Source organism: Rhodobacter aestuarii (assembly GCF_900156655.1).
Taxonomy (GTDB): Bacteria; Pseudomonadota; Alphaproteobacteria; order Rhodobacterales; family Rhodobacteraceae; genus Rhodobacter; species Rhodobacter aestuarii.
The window spans coordinates 38,362-55,581 of sequence record NZ_FTOG01000014.1; the positions used below are offsets into that span (position 1 = coordinate 38,362).

General features: G+C 61.2%; 13 protein-coding genes. 8 read left to right on the plus strand and 5 right to left on the minus strand.

Annotated elements, in window-relative coordinates; translation table 11 throughout:
* Nucleotides 1-64 precede the first annotated feature (64 nt).
* Nucleotides 65-652: a CHAP domain-containing protein gene (locus tag BW967_RS16755; RefSeq protein ID WP_245826600.1), complete on the plus strand. Its 588-nt coding sequence runs from the start codon at nt 65-67 to the stop codon at nt 650-652.
* A 15-nt stretch (nt 653-667) separates the two neighbouring features.
* On the opposite strand, the gene BW967_RS16760 is transcribed toward BW967_RS16755, so the two are convergent.
* Nucleotides 668-4,387, minus strand: coding sequence for a bifunctional diguanylate cyclase/phosphodiesterase (locus BW967_RS16760; RefSeq protein ID WP_076486253.1), 3,720 nt, complete (start codon nt 4,385-4,387; stop codon nt 668-670).
* 370 nt (nt 4,388-4,757) lie between these two features.
* Between BW967_RS16760 and BW967_RS16765 the strand changes: the two genes are divergently transcribed.
* Nucleotides 4,758-5,567: a division plane positioning ATPase MipZ gene (locus BW967_RS16765; RefSeq protein WP_076486254.1), complete on the plus strand. Its 810-nt coding sequence runs from the start codon at nt 4,758-4,760 to the stop codon at nt 5,565-5,567.
* A gap of 3 nt (nt 5,568-5,570) precedes the next feature.
* Here the strand turns inward: BW967_RS16765 and BW967_RS18785 are convergent, their stop codons facing one another.
* Nucleotides 5,571-5,723 (minus strand): hypothetical protein, encoded by a 153-nt coding sequence (locus tag BW967_RS18785; RefSeq protein WP_175610474.1) that lies wholly within the window; start codon nt 5,721-5,723, stop codon nt 5,571-5,573.
* Nucleotides 5,724-5,830: 107 nt separating this feature from the next.
* Nucleotides 5,831-8,140: a Tex family protein gene (locus BW967_RS16770; protein WP_076486255.1), complete on the minus strand. Its 2,310-nt coding sequence runs from the start codon at nt 8,138-8,140 to the stop codon at nt 5,831-5,833.
* A gap of 105 nt (nt 8,141-8,245) precedes the next feature.
* Between BW967_RS16770 and pepT the strand changes: the two genes are divergently transcribed.
* Together pepT and BW967_RS16780 are read left to right on the plus strand one after the other, a co-directional pair.
* Nucleotides 8,246-9,481 (plus strand): peptidase T, encoded by a 1,236-nt coding sequence (gene pepT / locus BW967_RS16775; RefSeq protein WP_076486256.1) that lies wholly within the window; start codon nt 8,246-8,248, stop codon nt 9,479-9,481.
* A 155-nt stretch (nt 9,482-9,636) separates the two neighbouring features.
* Nucleotides 9,637-10,134, plus strand: a complete 498-nt coding sequence (locus tag BW967_RS16780) for a DUF4405 domain-containing protein (protein WP_076486257.1) — start codon at nt 9,637-9,639, stop codon at nt 10,132-10,134.
* A 10-nt stretch (nt 10,135-10,144) separates the two neighbouring features.
* Here BW967_RS16780 and BW967_RS16785 read toward each other — a convergent pair whose 3' ends face one another.
* Entirely contained in the window at nt 10,145-10,993 is an 849-nt protein-coding gene (locus tag BW967_RS16785) for an asparaginase domain-containing protein (RefSeq protein WP_076486258.1), read from the minus strand.
* A 390-nt stretch (nt 10,994-11,383) separates the two neighbouring features.
* On the opposite strand from BW967_RS16785, the gene BW967_RS16790 reads away from it, so the two are divergent.
* The 4 genes from BW967_RS16790 to BW967_RS16805 are packed head-to-tail and all read left to right on the plus strand — an operon-like array spanning nt 11,384 to nt 16,238.
* Complete coding sequence (locus tag BW967_RS16790; RefSeq protein WP_076486259.1) at nt 11,384-13,027, plus strand: OpgD/OpgG family glucan biosynthesis protein; 1,644 nt, start codon at nt 11,384-11,386, stop codon at nt 13,025-13,027.
* Nucleotides 13,024-13,239: a hypothetical protein gene (locus BW967_RS16795; RefSeq protein WP_076486260.1), complete on the plus strand. Its 216-nt coding sequence runs from the start codon at nt 13,024-13,026 to the stop codon at nt 13,237-13,239. The genes BW967_RS16790 and BW967_RS16795 overlap by 4 nt, the downstream gene beginning before the upstream one ends.
* Nucleotides 13,240-13,243: 4 nt before the next feature.
* A complete protein-coding gene (gene mdoH / locus BW967_RS16800) occupies nt 13,244-15,049 on the plus strand; it encodes a glucans biosynthesis glucosyltransferase MdoH (RefSeq protein WP_076486261.1) in 1,806 nt (601 codons plus the stop codon).
* Nucleotides 15,042-16,238, plus strand: a complete 1,197-nt coding sequence (locus tag BW967_RS16805) for an OpgC family protein (RefSeq protein ID WP_076486262.1) — start codon at nt 15,042-15,044, stop codon at nt 16,236-16,238. Before mdoH ends, BW967_RS16805 begins: the two co-directional genes overlap by 8 nt.
* Here BW967_RS16805 and BW967_RS16810 read toward each other — a convergent pair.
* Nucleotides 16,235-17,119, minus strand: a complete 885-nt coding sequence (locus BW967_RS16810) for a LysR family transcriptional regulator (protein ID WP_076486263.1) — start codon at nt 17,117-17,119, stop codon at nt 16,235-16,237. The genes BW967_RS16805 and BW967_RS16810 overlap by 4 nt on opposite strands.
* Nucleotides 17,120-17,220: the final 101 nt, after the last annotated feature.

A 17,220-nucleotide genomic window follows, 5' to 3' on the forward strand; every position in this document is an offset into this window, starting at 1 on the left:
GTGGGGCCTGCCTGTATGTCTTTGCCCGACAAGAAATCGGTAACCAAAACGCGATCAGGACATGATGACCAAAAGCCTTCTTTTCATGAACTGGACGTTGAAACTTCCTCTGGTTCTTGGACTTGCGCTTGGCCTTTCGGCTTGTGGTGAAGCACCGACCCAATCGAGCAAATCCTTCTTGAACTTCGCTTCGGCCCGGCCTGAACCGGAAGGGATCGACCCGGAGCGGAAGGCTTTCGCTATCGCCATGGCGAAAGAGTTGCGCGCGCGCGGTCAGCGCGTTTGGTGCGTGCCCTTTGCCCGCAATGCCTCCGGGATCGAGATTCGCGGCAATGCCCGGACCTGGTGGTCGCAGGCGGAGGGCGTTTATGGCCGTGGCCATACCCCCAAACCCGGTGCGGTGATGGCGTTCACCGGCACGCGGAAACTGCCCTTGGGCCATGTTGCCGTGGTGTCCGAGGTCGTGTCGGAGCGCGAGATTCGCATCGACCACGCGAACTGGAAGCGCAATCAGCTTTCCTTCGGGATGACCGTGGTGGATGTGTCGCAGAAAAACGACTGGAGTGCGGTGCGTGTGATGAGCACGCCGGGCCAGTTGGGCCGCGTTTATCCGGTTTCTGGTTTTATCTACGAGCCCGAAACGCGCAGCTAACGCGGCTGCGCGCGCCTAGACCGGGAGCGGAACCTCGCTGTTGCGTTTCATGAAGCGTGCCATCTCTTCCGCTTCAAGTGGCGCAGACAGCAGATAGCCTTGCAAAACATCGCAACCCATGGCGCGCAGGTGGTTCGCTTGTTTTTGGGTCTCCACCCCTTCGGCGATTGTGTCGATCCCGAGCGCGCCTGCCATTTTGACGATGCCCCGCACCAATTCGACCGCGCGCTCGCTGTCCCGCATTGGGCCGATGATCCGCCGGTCCAGTTTAAGCGCGCTGGGGCGCAGCGCCATCAGGCACAAAAGCGAGGCGCGACCGGAGCCGAAATCGTCAATCTCAAGCGAGACCCCCGCCGTCTGTAGCGCGGCCAGATTATCCCGCAAAGACTCGGAATCGGCATCAATGCAGAGCGATTCCCGCAATTCCAGCGCAACCTTTGTCGGGCCAAAATCCAACCCGGCCAGTTGCGCAGCAAATTCGGGTTCTTGCAGATCATCGGCTCCGATGTTGAAGGCGATCTTCGGCACGATCACCCCATCGGCGTGCCATTTCGCCAATATTGCATGACTTTTGGCCATCATCATCGCATCAATGTCCGGCACGATTTGCATGTGTTCTGCAAGCGGCATGAAGGCCTCGGCACTGAGCAATCCGCGATGCGGATGCCGCCAGCGCACCAGCACCTCAACCCCCGTCAAGCGACCGGAGCGGGCGCAAAGCTGTGGTTGGAACCAAGGCTCCAATTCGCGGCGTTCTAGCGCGCGGTGCAGGTCCATGACCATGGTGCGATTGTCGTGGATGCGCTTGGTCAGATTGCCTGAGAACACCTCCACCCGGTCGCGCCCAGCGGCCTTGGCGCGGTAAAGCGCAGCATCGGCGTAAAGCTGAAGCTCCTCGGTCAGGCCGGTGACATCGGGGGTGCGGACAATCCCGAAAGACGCAGTAATCCGGATCATCGTGCCGCGATATTGGAAGGGCTCGCGCAGCGCACCGCGCAATTGCGCCACCACAGCCTCAGACCGCGCTGCCGTGCTACCCGGGGCAAGCAGCACCGAGAATTCATCACCCCCCAAGCGCGCGGCGAAATCGCCGGTTTGCAAGGTGGCGCGCAGCACATCGGCCAAGCGGCGCAGTGCTTGGTCGCCCGCTTCATGACCCAGCGTGTCATTGACATATTTGAAGTGATCCACGTCGATCTGGATCAGGGTGCAATCGCTCGGACCGTCTTCGCTGCGCGCGGCTTGCAGCCGTTCTTCCAGATGGCGGTCGAAATAGCGCCGGTTGGCAAGCCCGGTCAGCCCGTCATGCAGCGCCAGATGTTCGTTGCTTTCCCGCATCCGTTCGGCCAGCGCATAGGCTTTTTCCAGTTCGGTTTCCCGAGCGACGTCGCTTGTCACATCGTAAAGCCCGCCGGTCCAGATGGTAGAGCCATCGGCGCAGCGTTGCGGTGTGGAGGAGGCATTGAGCCAGATCAGCCCGCGTTTGGGGTGCAGATAGCGGAACCGCATCCGCCACGGGGTCAGTGCAGAGGCGCTTTGTGCCGTGAGTTCATTCATCTTGGCGCGGTCTTCGGGCACGACGCGATCCAAAAGCGCGCCGCCAAGCGCCTCGATCTCAGGGCGTTCAAACCCGACCAAGTCGCTGAAACGCGCGCTGGAATAGGAAAACTCCGTCTTGCCATCCAACAAGAGGTGGTATTCAAACAGTCCCACCGGTGCGATTTCGGTGATCGCATTCAACCGGGCGTGGGCTTGTTTGACCTCGGCAGCCGCGGCGATGGCCTGTGCTTCGACTTCAAGCCGGTCGGTGATGTCAACGGCTTTGCCAAACCATGTCATCGTCCCGTCAGGATGCGCGAAGGGGGAGGCCCAAAGATGCACCCAGCGCACCGGCTGATCCTCGCGCACGACCCGAAACCGCAATTCCACGAGCGACAGCGCTTCGTGTGAAGCGGAGAAGCGCTCAACGAGTTTGGCGCAGTCTTCCGGCGGCAGGAACATCCGGGCCGATTTGCCATCGGCCTTGAGTTGCTCGGCCGAGACCCCCAAAAGCTCCGGCAGCTTTTGCGTGAAGTAAGGAAACCACTGCCGATTGTTGGGTTCACGGCGGTATTCAAACAGCGCGCCGGGCACGTTTTCGGCAATGGTATTGAGCCGTTCATGCGCCAATTGCAGCGCCGCGACCATTTCGCCTTTCTCGGTCACATCCGACACGATCCCATGCCAGACCACCGCGCCATCGGGTTGTGCATAAGGGATAGAAGACAGCTGCATCCAGCGCAGCCCGCGTTCGGGATGGTTGAGCCGATAACGCACGTCGAGCGGTGAAAGCTTTTCGCGCGATTGGGCGATTTCTGCGCCCAACATCTCGATATCGTCGGGGTGCACATTCCGCGCGGCAGCGCCGCCATCGGCTTCAATCTCCTCGCGCGAAACCCCCAATAGGTCAGGTAGACGGGCACTGAAATAGGGCAGATCCACCGTGCCAGACGGGTCTGCACGGTGCTCAAACAAGGCGCCGGGGGCATTGTCGGCAAGCGTGTTAAGCCGGTCGCGCGCGCGCCGCGCCGAGGCCGCGGTTTCGGCCAGTTGCGCCTCAATATCTTTACGCCGGGTGATGTCTTGAAGCGCGCCGCTCAGCCGTATCGGCGACCCGTCTTCAAAGGCCACCTCGCCCACGGAACGCACCCAGACGCAGGCGCCATCTGTGCGGATCAAGGGAAGCTCCAAATCCCAAGGCGTGCCGTCTTTCATGCCCGCCTCTACGGCGGTGCGGATCGCCTTTTGGGCCTCTGGCGCGTAATAGGTCAGCGCCTCTTCCAAACCGGGCGCATGGCCGAGCGGGACACCATGAATGCGGCAGGTTTCATCGGACCACGAAATCTCACCCGTGGTGAGATCAAATTCCCAGCTTCCGAGCCCCGCGAGCATCCCGGCCCGTTCGAGGAGGTCTTGGGCGCGGCGCAGGCGCGTCTCATGCCGTTTCCATGTGTCGATGTCGCGTTTGATGCCGCTCATCCATTCGGGTTTGCCATCTGCCGTCCAACTGCGGACCCGGCCCAGATCGCGGATCCAGAGCCACCGCCCCGATTTATGACGGACACGGGCTTCAATTTCATACCAGCTTGTTTCGCCTTTGAAGTGGCGCTGCAACTCGGCCTCGATGCGGGGGATATCTTCGGGGTGGCACAGCCGGGACCATGTATCGAGCGTGATGGGTTGCAGGTCTTTGAGGTGATACCCTGCAATCTCCGCCCAACGCTCGTCAAAAAGCGTTTCGCCCGTCTGCACATTCCAATGCCATTGCCCCAAATTGGCGGCACCGATGATGGCATTGAGCTGCGCTTTTTCATGCCGCAAGCGCGCCACTTCCTCCAAGGGTAGCGCTTGTTCCGTGAGCGCAGCGCGCCCGGGCAGGCCGGGGCCAAGGCGGATCAGTGTCACCAAGAAATAGGTCGCGCTGTTTTCGGGGCCATGCAGGGCCAAAGTGGCATCGGTTGCCCCAGAACTAAGCCAATCCACAACCTGCATCTGTTCGGAGGGCGCGAAAAGCGCGGCGAGGGGCTGGTGCAAAAGCGTCTCTGGGGCGAACCCAAGGCGCGCGCAAAGCGCGGTATTGATCTCGGTCAGCAGGCCATCACCGTCAAAGGCCAAAGCCATTGCGGGGCGCGTTTCGGCCAAGCTTGCGATCGGTTTCGCAAAAGGTTGGCACGCAGGAACCAGCTCAATTGTCATCTACACCTCCGAAGCCGTCGGCGTTTGTGAGGCCGAGGGCGTTCAGTTCACGAGGTAAAGAAACCATTTCAGGGTTAATGGGTGCTTAAGACTTGCCGCGAAACTCAATAAAACAAGGGCTGTGCCGCGCCAGAGTTTGGGCCGTGCGCTTAATTTCGGGCAATTTCAGCAGCTTCGCTGACCTGACGTAAATTTAGGCGCAGATAAGAATTCTTGCCGCTTCATTTGCACAAAGGTTCGTGCGCTGAGTCGCTTTTGTGCGAGGCAAGATCGCGCACCATCCCCCTTGCGCCAGAGCACTTCCTTCGGTAGCCGGGGCGTCCTATAAACGAGCAGGCTCCGCAGAGGGCCGGAAAATGGGGTTGAACACGTGGCGCATATCATCGTTGTCGGCAATGAGAAGGGCGGTTCGGGCAAATCGACCACCAGTATGCATGTGGCCACCGCATTGGCGCGGATGGGTCATAAGGTTGGCGGGCTTGACCTTGACCTTCGGCAGCGCAGCTTTGGCCGTTATGTGGAAAACCGGCTGGCCTATATGGCGCGCGAAGGGCTGGACCTGCCGACGCCCGATTACCGCACTTTGCCCGAGGTGGATGCCGCAAGCCTTGCCCCGGGCGAAAACCCTTATGACCATCGGTTGTCGACCGCTGTGGCGGAGCTCGACCCGATTTGTGATTTTGTGATCATTGACTGCCCCGGCTCGCATACGCGGTTGAGCCAAGTCGCGCATTCGCTTGCCGATACGCTGATCACCCCGCTCAATGACAGTTTCATCGACTTTGACCTGCTGGCCCGGATCGACCCGGAAACATCGAAGGTCACGGGCCCCTCGATTTACTCGGAAATGGTTTGGTCGGCGCGGCAGTTGCGCGCGCGGGCCGGGCTGAAGCCGATTGACTGGATCGTGCTGCGCAACCGGATGGGCGCGCAACAAGCCCATAACAAGCGCAAGGTGGGCGAGGCGCTGGATCAGCTTTCCAAGCGGATCGGTTTCCGCGTGGCGCCGGGCTTCTCGGAACGGGTGATTTTTCGCGAACTGTTCCCGCGCGGCATGACGCTTTTGGATCTGCGCGATCTTGGGGTGGAAAACCTCAATATCTCCAACGTCGCCGCGCGGCAGGAATTGCGTGATCTGGTGAAAACGCTCGACCTGCCGGGCGTGACGGTGGATTTCTAAGGCTTAAAGGCTGCGCGCAGCCGCCCGAAACGGCGAAATCGGCGCATGCAGGCAGCGGGCCTGTTTCGCATCGCCAAGCGCAGTCAGCCTTGCGACGAAAACATCATTTTCGGTGTGACGCAACCGCGCCCAAAGGGTGATCAGTCTCTGCGCCATCTTGTCCTCCGTTCGTGGCCGCAAACCGTCTTGAGATCATTTTCCAAGGGATTTGCGGCCAAAACGGGGCCCTGTCAGGGTAAACGCGGGGCGTCTGTACGGCTGGATTAGCGCTTCTTCATTGCATCGAGCAGCGCGGCGCCAAAAGCGCCGGTGCTATTGCCCCCTTTGGGTCCGGCCTGCATCGGGCCCTTGCCTTTCGGGCCTTTGGGCTTGTCTGGCCCGCGCGCGGCGCGCTCTTCACGCGCCGAAGTGCCGCCGTCTTTGCGCATCGTCAGCCCAATGCGTTTGCGCGGCACATCCACTTCGGTCACGCGAACCTTCACCACATCGCCCGCTTTCACCACCTCATGCGGGTCTTTGACGAACCGATCCGCCAGTTGGGAGATATGCACGAGCCCATCTTGGTGCACGCCAATGTCGACAAAGGCGCCAAAGGCGGCGACGTTGGTGACCGTGCCTTCCAACTGCATGCCGGGTTTGAGGTCTTTGATATCTTCCACGCCATCGGCAAAAGCGGCGGTCACAAAGCTCGGGCGCGGGTCACGGCCCGGTTTTTCAAGCTCTGCCAGAATATCGCGGACCGTGGGCAGGCCGAAGGTCTCGGTGACAAAATCCTGCGCGCGCAGCCGGGTGAGCGTGGCGCTGTCCCCCATCAGGCTGCGGATATCGCGCCCGCAAGCTTTCACGATCGCGCGGGCCACATCATAGGCCTCGGGGTGGACCGAGGAGGCATCCAGCGGCTCAACCCCGTCGGTGATGCGCAAGAAGCCGGCGCATTGCTCAAAGGCGCGCGGCCCAAGGCGGGCCACTTTCAGCAGTTCTTTGCGGGCCTTAAAGGCGCCGTTGCTATCACGATGCGCGACAATCGCTTCGGCGAGCCCCGGCCCGAGGCCCGAAACATGGGCGAGCAAAGGCGCCGAGGCGGTGTTGAGGTCCACCCCCACCGCGTTCACCGCATCTTCCACCACGCCTTCCAGTGCGCGGCCCAGTTTGGATTGGTCGACATCATGCTGGTATTGGCCCACGCCGATGGACTTCGGTTCGATCTTCACCAGTTCGGCGAGCGGGTCTTGTAGACGCCGCGCAATCGACACCGCGCCGCGCAGGCTCACATCAAGCTCGGGGAATTCGCGCGCGGCCAGTTCCGAAGCGGAATAGACAGAGGCCCCGGCCTCCGACACCACCACCTTGGTGGGGGCTTTCACGCCAGCGGGCAAAAGCTTCAGCGTTTCGGCCACCATGCGTTCCGTTTCGCGACTTGCCGTGCCGTTGCCGATGGCGATCAGTTCCACCCCATGCGCCGTAATGAGCCGCATCAAAGCGGCCTGCGCGCCGCGCATATCGCTTTTGGGCGGGAAGGGGTAAAGCGTGTCGGTCGCCAAAAGTTTGCCTGTGGCATCGACCACGGCGGCTTTTACCCCCGTGCGAATGCCGGGGTCGAGGCCGAGCGTCGCCTTGGCCCCCGCCGGGGCGGCGAGCAACAGATCTTTGAGGTTGCGCGAGAAGACGCGGATCGCTTCTTCCTGCGCGCGGCCACGCATGTCGGAGAGCAAATCCAGCATCATCGACAGGCTGAGTTTCACCCGCCACGTCCAGCCCGCCACTTTGCGCAGCCACGCATCTCCGGGGGTTTTGCCGCGTGCATCAAGCACAGCGGCCACCATCGCCTCGGCGCGGGCAACGCCCTCTTCATCGGGGCTGATGTCGAGCGTCAGCACCCCTTCATTGGAGCCGCGCAGCATTGCCAAAGCGCGGTGGCTTGGCACATCGGCCCACCGCTCGCGATGGTCGAAATAGTCGGAAAACTTCGCGCCTTTGTCCTGCTGGCCATCGACGACCTTTGCCGTCAGATAGGCTTCGCGGGTCAGGTAATCGCGCAAAGACCCAAGCAGTTGCGCGTTTTCGACAAGACTTTCCGCCACAATCTCGCGCGCGCCATTGAGCGCATCTTTCACCGTGGGCACGGCCTCGGAAATGTACCCCTCCGCCAAAGCTTCGGGTGTGGCGCTGCGATCCGCCAAGATCGCATCCACCAGCGCGGCGAGCCCATTTTCCCGCGCGATCATCGCTTTGGTGCGGCGCTTGGGCTTATAGGGCAGGTAAAGGTCTTCCAGTTCCGCCTTGGTCTCGGCCTGTGCGAGCGCCTTGGCCAGATCATCGGTCATTTTGCCCTGATCGGAGATCGAGGAAATGATCGCCGCACGCCGGGCCTCGCGTTCGCGCAGATAATCCAGCCGCTCGGCCAGTTTGCGCAATTGCGTGTCATCCAGCCCCCCAGTCACCTCTTTACGATAGCGCGCGACAAAGGGCACCGTCGCGCCGCCATCCAACAGTTCAACCGCCGCGCCGACTTGGGCGGGGGTGGCACCAATATCTGTGGCGATAGTGCGGGCGATGCGGGTGGCGGTATCCATGCGTTCCTCCGATGCTGGAGGGGTGATGTAGCCCCCCCGCCCGCGCGGAGCAAGGCTTGACACTCCCGGCTGAGCGGCGCCCATTGCACGCATAAGGAGCCCCTCATGCAAGACTATCATTCTAAACTGGAAACCCGCCTGATCCGCTATTGCGAGGTTGATACGCAAAGCGATGAGGAAAGCCCGACTTCGCCCAGCACGGCGATTCAGCTCAACCTTGCCAAGATTTTGGCGCAGGAATTGGAGGCGATTGGCGCGCAAGAGGTGCATATCACCGATTACGGCGTGGTTTTGGCGACCGTTCCCGCCACCGCCGAAGGCCCGGTGATTGGGATGCTGGCGCATATGGACACCGCACCGGCCTATAATGCGGTGGGGGTGAAGCCGCGCGTCATTCGTGGCTATAACGGCGGTGAGATCACTTACCCAGATGCGCCGGGTCTGGTGAACTCCCCCGCGCGCAACCCTTATTTGGGCGAGAAGGTCGGCCATGATCTGATCACCGCCTCTGGCGCGACGCTTTTGGGGGCGGATGACAAAGCGGGCGTGGCCATTTTGATGACGTTGGCCGAGCATTTGATTGCCAACCCCGATGTGCCGCATGGCAAGGTGCGGCTTGCCTTCACGCCGGATGAAGAAATTGGCCGCGGTGTCGATGCCCGTCTGCCCGCCGATCTGGGCGCGGATTTCGCCTACACGCTCGATGGCGGCGCGGTGGGCGAGATCGAATATGAAAGCTTCTCGGCCGATGGGGCGAAGGTGAAGGTGGTGGGCGTGTCCACCCACCCCGGCACGGCCACCGGCAAAATGGTCAATGCGCTGCATCTGGCCGCCAAAATCATCGACATGCTGCCGCAAGCCACGCAAACCCCCGAAGTCGTCGAGGGGCGCGAGGGTTTTTGGCACATCACCAATATTGCGGGCACGGCGGCAGAGGTCGAATTCTCGATCATCTTGCGGGACTTTGAGCTGGATGGCCTCGCTGCGCGGGGCGAGATGTTGCAGCAGGTTTGCGCGGCTGTGGCGGCCACTGAACCGCGCGCCACGATCACCTGCACGATCAAGCCGCAATATCGCAACATGCGCTATTGGCTTGAAAAGGATATGACGCCTGTCGATCTGGCGCGCGATGCCTGCCGTGATGCCGGGATCGAGCCTTTGTCGGTGCCGATCCGTGGTGGCACCGATGGGTCGCGGCTGACCGAAATGGGTGTGCCTTGCCCGAATATCTTCACTGGCATGCAAGACATTCACGGCCCGCTCGAATGGGTGTCTGTGCAAGATATGGCGGTGGCGACCGATGTTTGCCTGCGGCTGCTCACCCGTGCTGCCAAGGCATGATCGGGGCGCTCGTTAAAGCTGAGTCTGATCTATAACTATCAGGCCATTAAAGAAATTCTGATAGGGGCGCGACGGAAACGTCGCGCTCCAACGTTTGGTTTGCGAAATCTCCCCAAGAGGGCAGCAAGCCCTCATCCATCAGAAAGACAGTGAAAATGACTTCCGCTCTTAGCCGTTATGCCACCCCGTTCATCACCGGGTTGTTCCTTGTCTCGCTTGTCTCTGGCGTGGCGCTTTTCTTCCATGTGGGCATGGGCACCTTCCATGAAATGCACGAGATTTTGTCGATGGTGCTGATCGTGCCGTTTGTGCTGCATGTGTGGAAGAACTGGCGCTCGGTGGTGAATTACCTCAAACGCGCGCCGATGTGGATTGGTTTGGCCGTGTCGCTGTTGGTGGCGGTGCCCTTTGCGTTGCCGAGCTCGGGTTCCGAAGGCCGCTCGGGCCCGCCGCAATTCGCCATCGCGATGACGGTGCTGCAAAGCTCGGTTCAAGATGTTGCGCCGATTTTTGGCACCGATGGGGCAGGCCTTACTGCCAAGCTGACTGCGGCAGGCTTCACCGTGACGGACCCGAGCGAGAGCCTGATTGCCGTGGCCGAGGGCTCTGGCCAATCGGTTGAGGCGGTGGCGGCGGCGCTGGTCGCGCGCTAATTATTGCGCCTTACGAAAGCCAAAGCCGCGCCAGCGCGGCTTCTGGTGTTTCGCGGCCGCCGTTTTCAACGCCCGCCTCCCAAAGCGCGGCCCCGGCGGCATAGGCCCCTGGGCTGAGCCCGCCCGCCTCGCATTGGCTGACCGCGCGTAGCCGTTTGCCTTGGGCAATCGCGCTGCGCAACACCGCCAAGATGGCCGGGTTATTCATCACCGTGCCTGCGCCAAAAACACGTAAAACCGCCCCGTCGAGCGCGTCGAGCATGGCGCCAAGCGCGCTTGCTGGCAGGCCGGGGGAAAGGCTTAGAATCGCGAATTTTCGGTCTAGCGCAAAACGCTTCCGGGCGGGGGGTGTGCCGGGGTCTTGCGGTTGGCTGCGAAAGGCATCGGCGGCGTGGCTATCATGTTTCACCAGCCCTGCCGCGGGCAAAAGCCGCCCGTCAAAGGCCAAATCTACGCCGACGCCGGGGGCTTGGGCCGCCGCAAGCGCCAGATCAAGGTTGCGCTCTGCATCGCCACCTTGGCCCAAGGGCTGCATCGACCCGCACATCACCACACGCCGTCCGGCCCCCGCCAAAGCTTGCGAAAGCGCCGCGCCGGTAAACGCCATCGTATCGGTGCCATGGGTCACAAGCGCGGGCAGGCCCGGATGCGCATCGAGCGCATCCAAAATCGCATTCCAATCGGCGGGGCCAATATCGGCGCTGTCGCGCAAAGGCGCAAAGACATGCGCTTTGAGCGCCACCCCTTCGGGTAGTCGCGCGGCAATGGCGGCCTCGACCAGCCCCGGTTCGGGGCGTAGCCCATGCGGCCCCGGCGCCATGCCGATGGTGCCGCCAGTATGGATCAGCAAGAGTGTCATAGGGATGCATTGCCGCAGGCTTTGCGCTAACGCAAGCGGGACAAAAGGTCGGAAGCCTGTGAGAATCGGCCTGCTTTGGCGGGCATTTCGGGCGACTCATCCGCCCACACTTTCCGCCGCGTCAGGGCTTGCGCGGAAATCCGCTTGCCGCAGCGCCTGAAAACGGTTGATTATTGGGCGAAACCGGCCTTTGCAGGTGCAGAACGCGCAACTTCGTGCCTGTTACATGCCAAGATGCGCAACTTTGCGCCGAAACTTGCAAAGCTCCCTTTGTTTGACGGGAGTGTGACGCAATCTCTCTTGCCAGTTTTTAAGCGCTATGACTATAGAAACAGCAATTAGGCCGCGTTTTTGCGGGCTTTAGAACTATATGAGTTTGAACGAAAACACATGCCTTCCGACCGTGCCAATCCCCCTCTCTGCTTGACCCGTCGCCACCTGCTGGCGTCGCTGTCTTCGGCTGCGGTTTTGGCCGGGGCTGGGCTTGTTCCGCAGCGGCTGAACGCGCAAGAGACCGCGCTGCCGGAAGTGCCTGCGGAGATCACGCCGCCTGCCGCGGTGCAGCGCCCGTTCAGCTTTGAAATGCTCACCGATGAGATGCGCGCGATGGCCGCTGCGGCCCCTGTGCCGCCCGCGACGTTGCCCGACACGTTCCTGTCGCATCTTACCTATGATCATTACCGTCTGATCCGCTTCGATCCGGAGCGCGCGCGCTTTGCTGATGTCGAAAACCGCCGCTTCTTGCTGCATGCGTTCCATCTGGGCTGGCTCTTCAAAGAGCCCGTGCTGCTTTACGAGGTGAAAGACGGTGAAGCCCAGCCAATGGGCTTTGACACCGACGATTTCATCTATGAGCGCGAAAGCCGCGCGAAAGTGCCCGAACATGAGCCGCTGCCGGGTGTGGCGGGCTTCAGGTTGCACACGCCGCTCAACCGCCCCGATCTTTTTGATGAATTGGTGGCTTTCCAAGGCGCGTCCTACTTCCGCGCTTTGGGGCGCAATTCGGCCTATGGGCTTTCGGCGCGCGGTCTGGCGGTCAATACGGGTCTTTCGGTGGCCGAGGAATTCCCGCGCTTTACCCGGTTCTGGATTCAGCGTCCCGAACCCGGATCGGAAGTGATCACGATCTGGGCGGCGCTTGAAAGCGACTCACTCACTGGAGCGTATAAATTCACCATCACGCCGGGCTTTGAAACGGTGATGGAAGTGACCGCGCGGCTCTTCTTCCGCGCTGATGTGCAGCAATTGGGCATCGCGCCGCTGACCTCGATGTTCCTTTTTGCGGAGCGCAATCGGGCGGATTTTGATGATTTCCGCCCCAATGTGCATGACAGCGATGGGCTGGGGATTGTGCGCGCGGATGGTGATTTGCTCTGGCGTCCGCTCGCGAACCCGCCGCGATTGGCCTCGTCATATTTCTCGGAAACGGCGCCGCAGTCCTTTGGGCTTTACCAACGCGACCGTGAGTTCGACCATTACCAAGACGATGCGGCGCATTATGAAAAGCGCCCCTCTTGCGTGGTGGAACCCATCGGCGATTGGGGCAAGGGCGTGATCCGCTTGGTCGAGATCCCCTCCGATCTGGAAGTGAACGACAATATCGTTGCCTTCTGGATCCCCGAAACCGAGGCGAAAGCAGGCGAAAGCCGCGAGTTTTCGTATCGGCTGCGCTGGGGTGATCTTGAATTCGATCCGGCGGATGAACGTGCCCATGTCAAAGAGACCCGCGCGGGCGAAGGCGGGGTTTCGGGCGTGGAGAACACCGACGGCACCCGCAAATTCGTGATCGACTTTGTGGGCGGGCTGATGGACGCCCTGCCGCACGATGCCGCCAAGGACCTGACAATCAATGCAAGTGCTTGGAATGGTGAAATTGTTACCAAAGTACTCTCTCGGAATACCACCGATGGCATCTGGCGGCTTGTGCTCGATGTTCGGCCCACGCGGGGCGATACGGTGGAACTGGCTGCCCATATCGCGGGTTATGGTCGCAAGCTGACCGAAACCTGGCTTTATCAATGGATCCACGCATGAGTGCGCATACCCCCCATATCACCGCGCTTGCGTCCGAACACGTCTCGGGCGAAGCCCTGACTGCCGATGCGCTGATCGCCGGGCCTTGTGCCTTGCCCACAGCGCCCCTTGCCATGCCGCCGCAAACAATCGAGCACGAGCTTGGTTTCTTCCGGCGTTTGCTGGCCAGCCTGCATCCGCAAGCCGCGCCCTCTCCGGGCCCCGGTCTGTAACCTGATGGCATCGCGCCTGATATCTCGCGTGGGGCTCTATGCTCTGCGCGCCTTAGCGCTAACCCTGAGCCTTGTGGCTGGGGGCGGCGCTTTTGTGCTGTTTTTGCAGTTTGGCGCGGCCGATGGGATCGATACGCTCGATATTGCACGGGCGCTGTTGATCTTGATCTCGACGCTTTGGTTGGCTTGGGGGGCGGTGCAGGCGCTGATCGGCCTGACCTCTGCTGCCCGGCCGCCCGCCTATGATCCGCATGGCCCCATTCGGGGCCGCACCGTGGTTTTGGTGCCGGTCTACAACGAAGACCCGCTGGTCACCTTTGCGCGGATCGCGGCGATGGATGCCTCTCTTGCTGCCACGGGTGACCCGGCTGAGGTGCATTTTGCCATTTTGTCTGACACCCGCAATGATCTGATCGCCGCGCGCGAAAAGCAGGTTTTCGCGCAATTGGTGGCAGAGCGGAACGGGGTCGGGCGGTTCTTCTATCGTCGCCGTGAACAAAACACGGGCAAAAAAGCGGGCAACATCGAGGATTTCATCACTCGCTCTGGCGCCGCCTATGATTACGCGGTGATCTTGGATGCCGACAGCCTGATGGAAGGCCACACCATCTTGCAGATGATCCGCCGGATTGAGGCGGAGCCGCGCTTGGGGCTGTTGCAAACTCTGCCCAAAGTCATTCGCGCGCGGTCGCGGTTTGGTCGAGCGATGCAGTTCTCGGCCTCCTTCTTTTCGCCGATCTTCGCGCGTGGCCTTGCGATGATGCAGGGCGATACCGGGCCATTTTGGGGCCATAACGCGATTGTCCGTGTGCGCGCTTTTGCCGAAAGCTGCGGCCTGCCCGCGCTGAAGGGCAAGCCGCCCTTTGGTGGCCATGTGCTCAGCCATGATTACGTGGAAGCCGCGCTTTTGGCGCGCGCGGGTTGGATCGTCCGGCTCGACGACGATCTGGGGGGCAGCTATGAGGAAGGCCCGGAAAACATCGTCGATCACGCCAAGCGCGACCGGCGTTGGTGCCAAGGCAACTTGCAACATGGCCGGATCATTGGCGCGCCGGGGCTGAAACCTTGGTCGCGTTTTGTCTTTGCCCAAGGGATCATGGCCTATATTGCGCCGCTGTTTTGGCTTGGCTTCATTCTGGCGTCGATCGCGGCCCCGCTTTTGGCGCCGAAGCCTGATTACTTCCCGATTCCCGATTGGCCGATCCCCTATTTTCCGCCCTCGGCGGCCTCTAAGGCGATTGGGCTAGCGATTGGCATTTTCGGGCTGCTGCTTTTGCCGAAGATTTTGATTGCGGCTCGGGCTGCGCTGAGCGGTGAGGCGCGTCGGTTTGGCGGCGCGGGCATTGCCTTTGCTTCCACCTTCGCGGAACTGCTGCTGTCATCGCTTACTGCACCGGTTTTGTTGATGTATTCTACACGTTCGGTGTTGCAGGTGCTGTTGGGGCGGGATGGGGGCTGGCCCACTAACAACCGCGGCGATGGCACGCTGAGCCTGAAAGACAGCTTCGCAGCTTCGCATTGGATTGTGACCATCGGCCTGATTGGGCTTATGGCGACATGGACCTTTGCCCCCGGTCTGTTCTTGTGGCTGCTTCCCGTCGGCGTGCCGATGGTGTTGGCGCCGCTGATCCTTGTCTGGTCGTCGCGGCCTTCGCGGTCGCGGCTGATGGGGGTGCCTGCCGAATATGCCAAGCCCGCCGTTGTGGCGCTGCATGATGCGGTGCTCGATCGTTGGGCGCTTGATGCCGAACGCGCCGAGGCGGATGCCTCCGGCCAGATTTCTCAGGGAAGTGTCGCACAGAATGGCTAACGCCCCCAAGTTTTCGCAGCCTGCCGGTTTGCCGGCAGGGGCTCGTGACCCGCGTCTGGATTTCTTCCGGGGGCTGAGTTTGGTGATGATTTACATCAACCACATCCCGGGCAATTTTTACGAGCATTTCACTTCGCGCAACCTTGGCCCTTCGGATGCGGCAGAGGCGTTTGTTTTTATGTCGGGCTGTGCGGCGGCGCTCGCCTATGGGCCAAAGCTGAAAGACGGGCTCAACTGGCCGGGCATTCGCAAGGTTTGGGGCCGGGCATGGCTGCTCTATATGGTGCATATCCTGACCACGGTCTGGGCGATTGCCATTGCGGCCAGTGCCACGCTCTGGTTTGGCGGTGAGGCGATGTTGGAGCGCAATGCCTTTGGCCCGCTGTTGGAGACGCCGCTTGAGTTTTTGGTGGGTATCGCCACGCTGGGCCATCAACTTGGCTATGTGAATATTTTGCCGATGTATGCGGTGATGCTTTTGGGCGCGCCGTTCCTGATACGGCTTGGACAACGCTCGATGTGGGGGCTTTTCGCCTTTACCGTTGGGTTTTGGGTGCTTACGGGGCTGACCCGGCTCGACCCGCCCAACTTCCCCTATAAGGGCGGGTGGTTCTTCAACCCCTTTGCTTGGCAGCTCTTGTTCAGCCTTGGCATTTTGACCGGGCTTGCCTTGCGCAAGGGTAAGCGGCTGGTGCCGGTGACGCATTGGCTGATCTGGCCGGTTTTTGCTTGGCTGATCTTTGCCTTTGCTTGGGTGCATATGGATGTGCTGCTGAAGAACGTTGGCCACGCGATGTGGCAGTTGCGCCAATGGGGGGTGCCGTTTTTCTTGGTGAACTCCGACAAGACTTTTGTCGGCGTGCCCCGCCTGCTGCATTTCTTGGGGCTGGCCTATATTCTGTCGCTGCCTTGGCTGGTGCCGCAGATCGCGGCTTCGCGCTGGACCAAACCCATTCGCACCCTTGGCAAGCAAGGTTTGCAGGTGTTTGCACTGGGAACGGTGCTGGCGATCTTTGGCCAAGCGGTGAAGGTCTCAAACGAGGCGGGCGGCTTTGCGCAAGACAGCGTGCTGATCTTTGGCGGGCTTGCCATTCAATGGGCCTTCGCGGCGATACGCGAATATATCAAGCCGCATCCCAACCGCCCGCAGCCCGTGCCGCAGGTGGGGCAGTCACAGGCGCAAAGTTAAATCTCGAGCTTGCCAGCGGCGGCGCGCAAGGCTTTGAGCGCCGCTTGCACTTTGGGGGTGCGGTGCAAGTCCACATGCGTCACCAGCCAAAACGGGCTGTCCCATTCGGGCTGCGGCGGCACCACTTCGACCAAGCGCGGATCGTCTTGTGCTTGCAGCACCGGCAAGAAGCCAAGCCCCAAACCCGCCACCACAGCCGTGAACTGCGACGCGATCTCGTTTGCCATGAACACCACGGATTCTGTGGGTTGCGTTTGCGCAAGCCAGCGGAAGAAGGGCGCGCGGCTGTCGCGCGTATCGGGGCCAATGAAGCGATGTCCCGAAAGATCACCAAGCCCTTTTGGGCGGCCATAGCGTTCCAGATAGGCGTGCGAGGCATAAAGCGCGGTGCGGTTGATGCCCAACTGGCTTACGACGTTATCAGGCTCTGTCGGGCGCGCGCCCGCGCGAATGGCCACATGCGCTTCACCATATTCGAGCCGGAAGACCCGTTGGTCGGTGATATAGCGCAGCACCAAGGCCGGGTGTTGGTGCATTAGGTCTGCCATGGCGGGCATCACGAGCCCACCCAGCACCGGCAAAGAGGTGATGATCAGCTCGCCACGCATTTCCTCGCCCGCGCCAGAGATGCGCGCCGCGAGTTGCGAAAACTGATCTTCGGTCGCTTGGCCCACGGCCAAAAGCTGGCTCCCGGCCTCTGTCGGCGTGTAGCCGCGCGGATGGCGTTGGAAGAGCTTGGTGCCCAGACGCCCCTCAAGCGCGTCTACATGGCGGATCACCGTGGCATGGTGCACGCCCAGAACCTCGGCTGCCCCTGAAACGGTTCCCACGCGCGCCACCTGATAAGCAGTGCGGATCTCATCCCAGTTTTCGAAGCGCATTTGTGCACCTATGAACGTATTTGGCCCTACATTTCGCATTTCGTTCCTGAATGCAAGGTGGTGCAGTGCCGCGCCCGGGCAAACCGGCCTCCTTTTGCCAC

Coding starts and splice junctions, on each gene's coding strand:
- BW967_RS16755 (WP_245826600.1), top strand. CDS start 65: ATGACCAAAAGCCTTCTTTTCATGAACTGGACGTTGAAACTTCCTCTG.
- BW967_RS16760 (WP_076486253.1), bottom strand. CDS start 4,387: ATGACAATTGAGCTGGTTCCTGCGTGCCAACCTTTTGCGAAACCGATC.
- BW967_RS18785 (WP_175610474.1), bottom strand. CDS start 5,723: ATGGCGCAGAGACTGATCACCCTTTGGGCGCGGTTGCGTCACACCGAA.
- BW967_RS16770 (WP_076486255.1), bottom strand. CDS start 8,140: ATGGATACCGCCACCCGCATCGCCCGCACTATCGCCACAGATATTGGT.
- pepT (WP_076486256.1), top strand. CDS start 8,246: ATGCAAGACTATCATTCTAAACTGGAAACCCGCCTGATCCGCTATTGC.
- BW967_RS16780 (WP_076486257.1), top strand. CDS start 9,637: ATGACTTCCGCTCTTAGCCGTTATGCCACCCCGTTCATCACCGGGTTG.
- BW967_RS16785 (WP_076486258.1), bottom strand. CDS start 10,993: ATGACACTCTTGCTGATCCATACTGGCGGCACCATCGGCATGGCGCCG.
- BW967_RS16790 (WP_076486259.1), top strand. CDS start 11,384: ATGCCTTCCGACCGTGCCAATCCCCCTCTCTGCTTGACCCGTCGCCAC.
- BW967_RS16795 (WP_076486260.1), top strand. CDS start 13,024: ATGAGTGCGCATACCCCCCATATCACCGCGCTTGCGTCCGAACACGTC.
- mdoH (WP_076486261.1), top strand. CDS start 13,244: ATGGCATCGCGCCTGATATCTCGCGTGGGGCTCTATGCTCTGCGCGCC.
- BW967_RS16805 (WP_076486262.1), top strand. CDS start 15,042: ATGGCTAACGCCCCCAAGTTTTCGCAGCCTGCCGGTTTGCCGGCAGGG.
- BW967_RS16810 (WP_076486263.1), bottom strand. CDS start 17,119: ATGCGCTTCGAAAACTGGGATGAGATCCGCACTGCTTATCAGGTGGCG.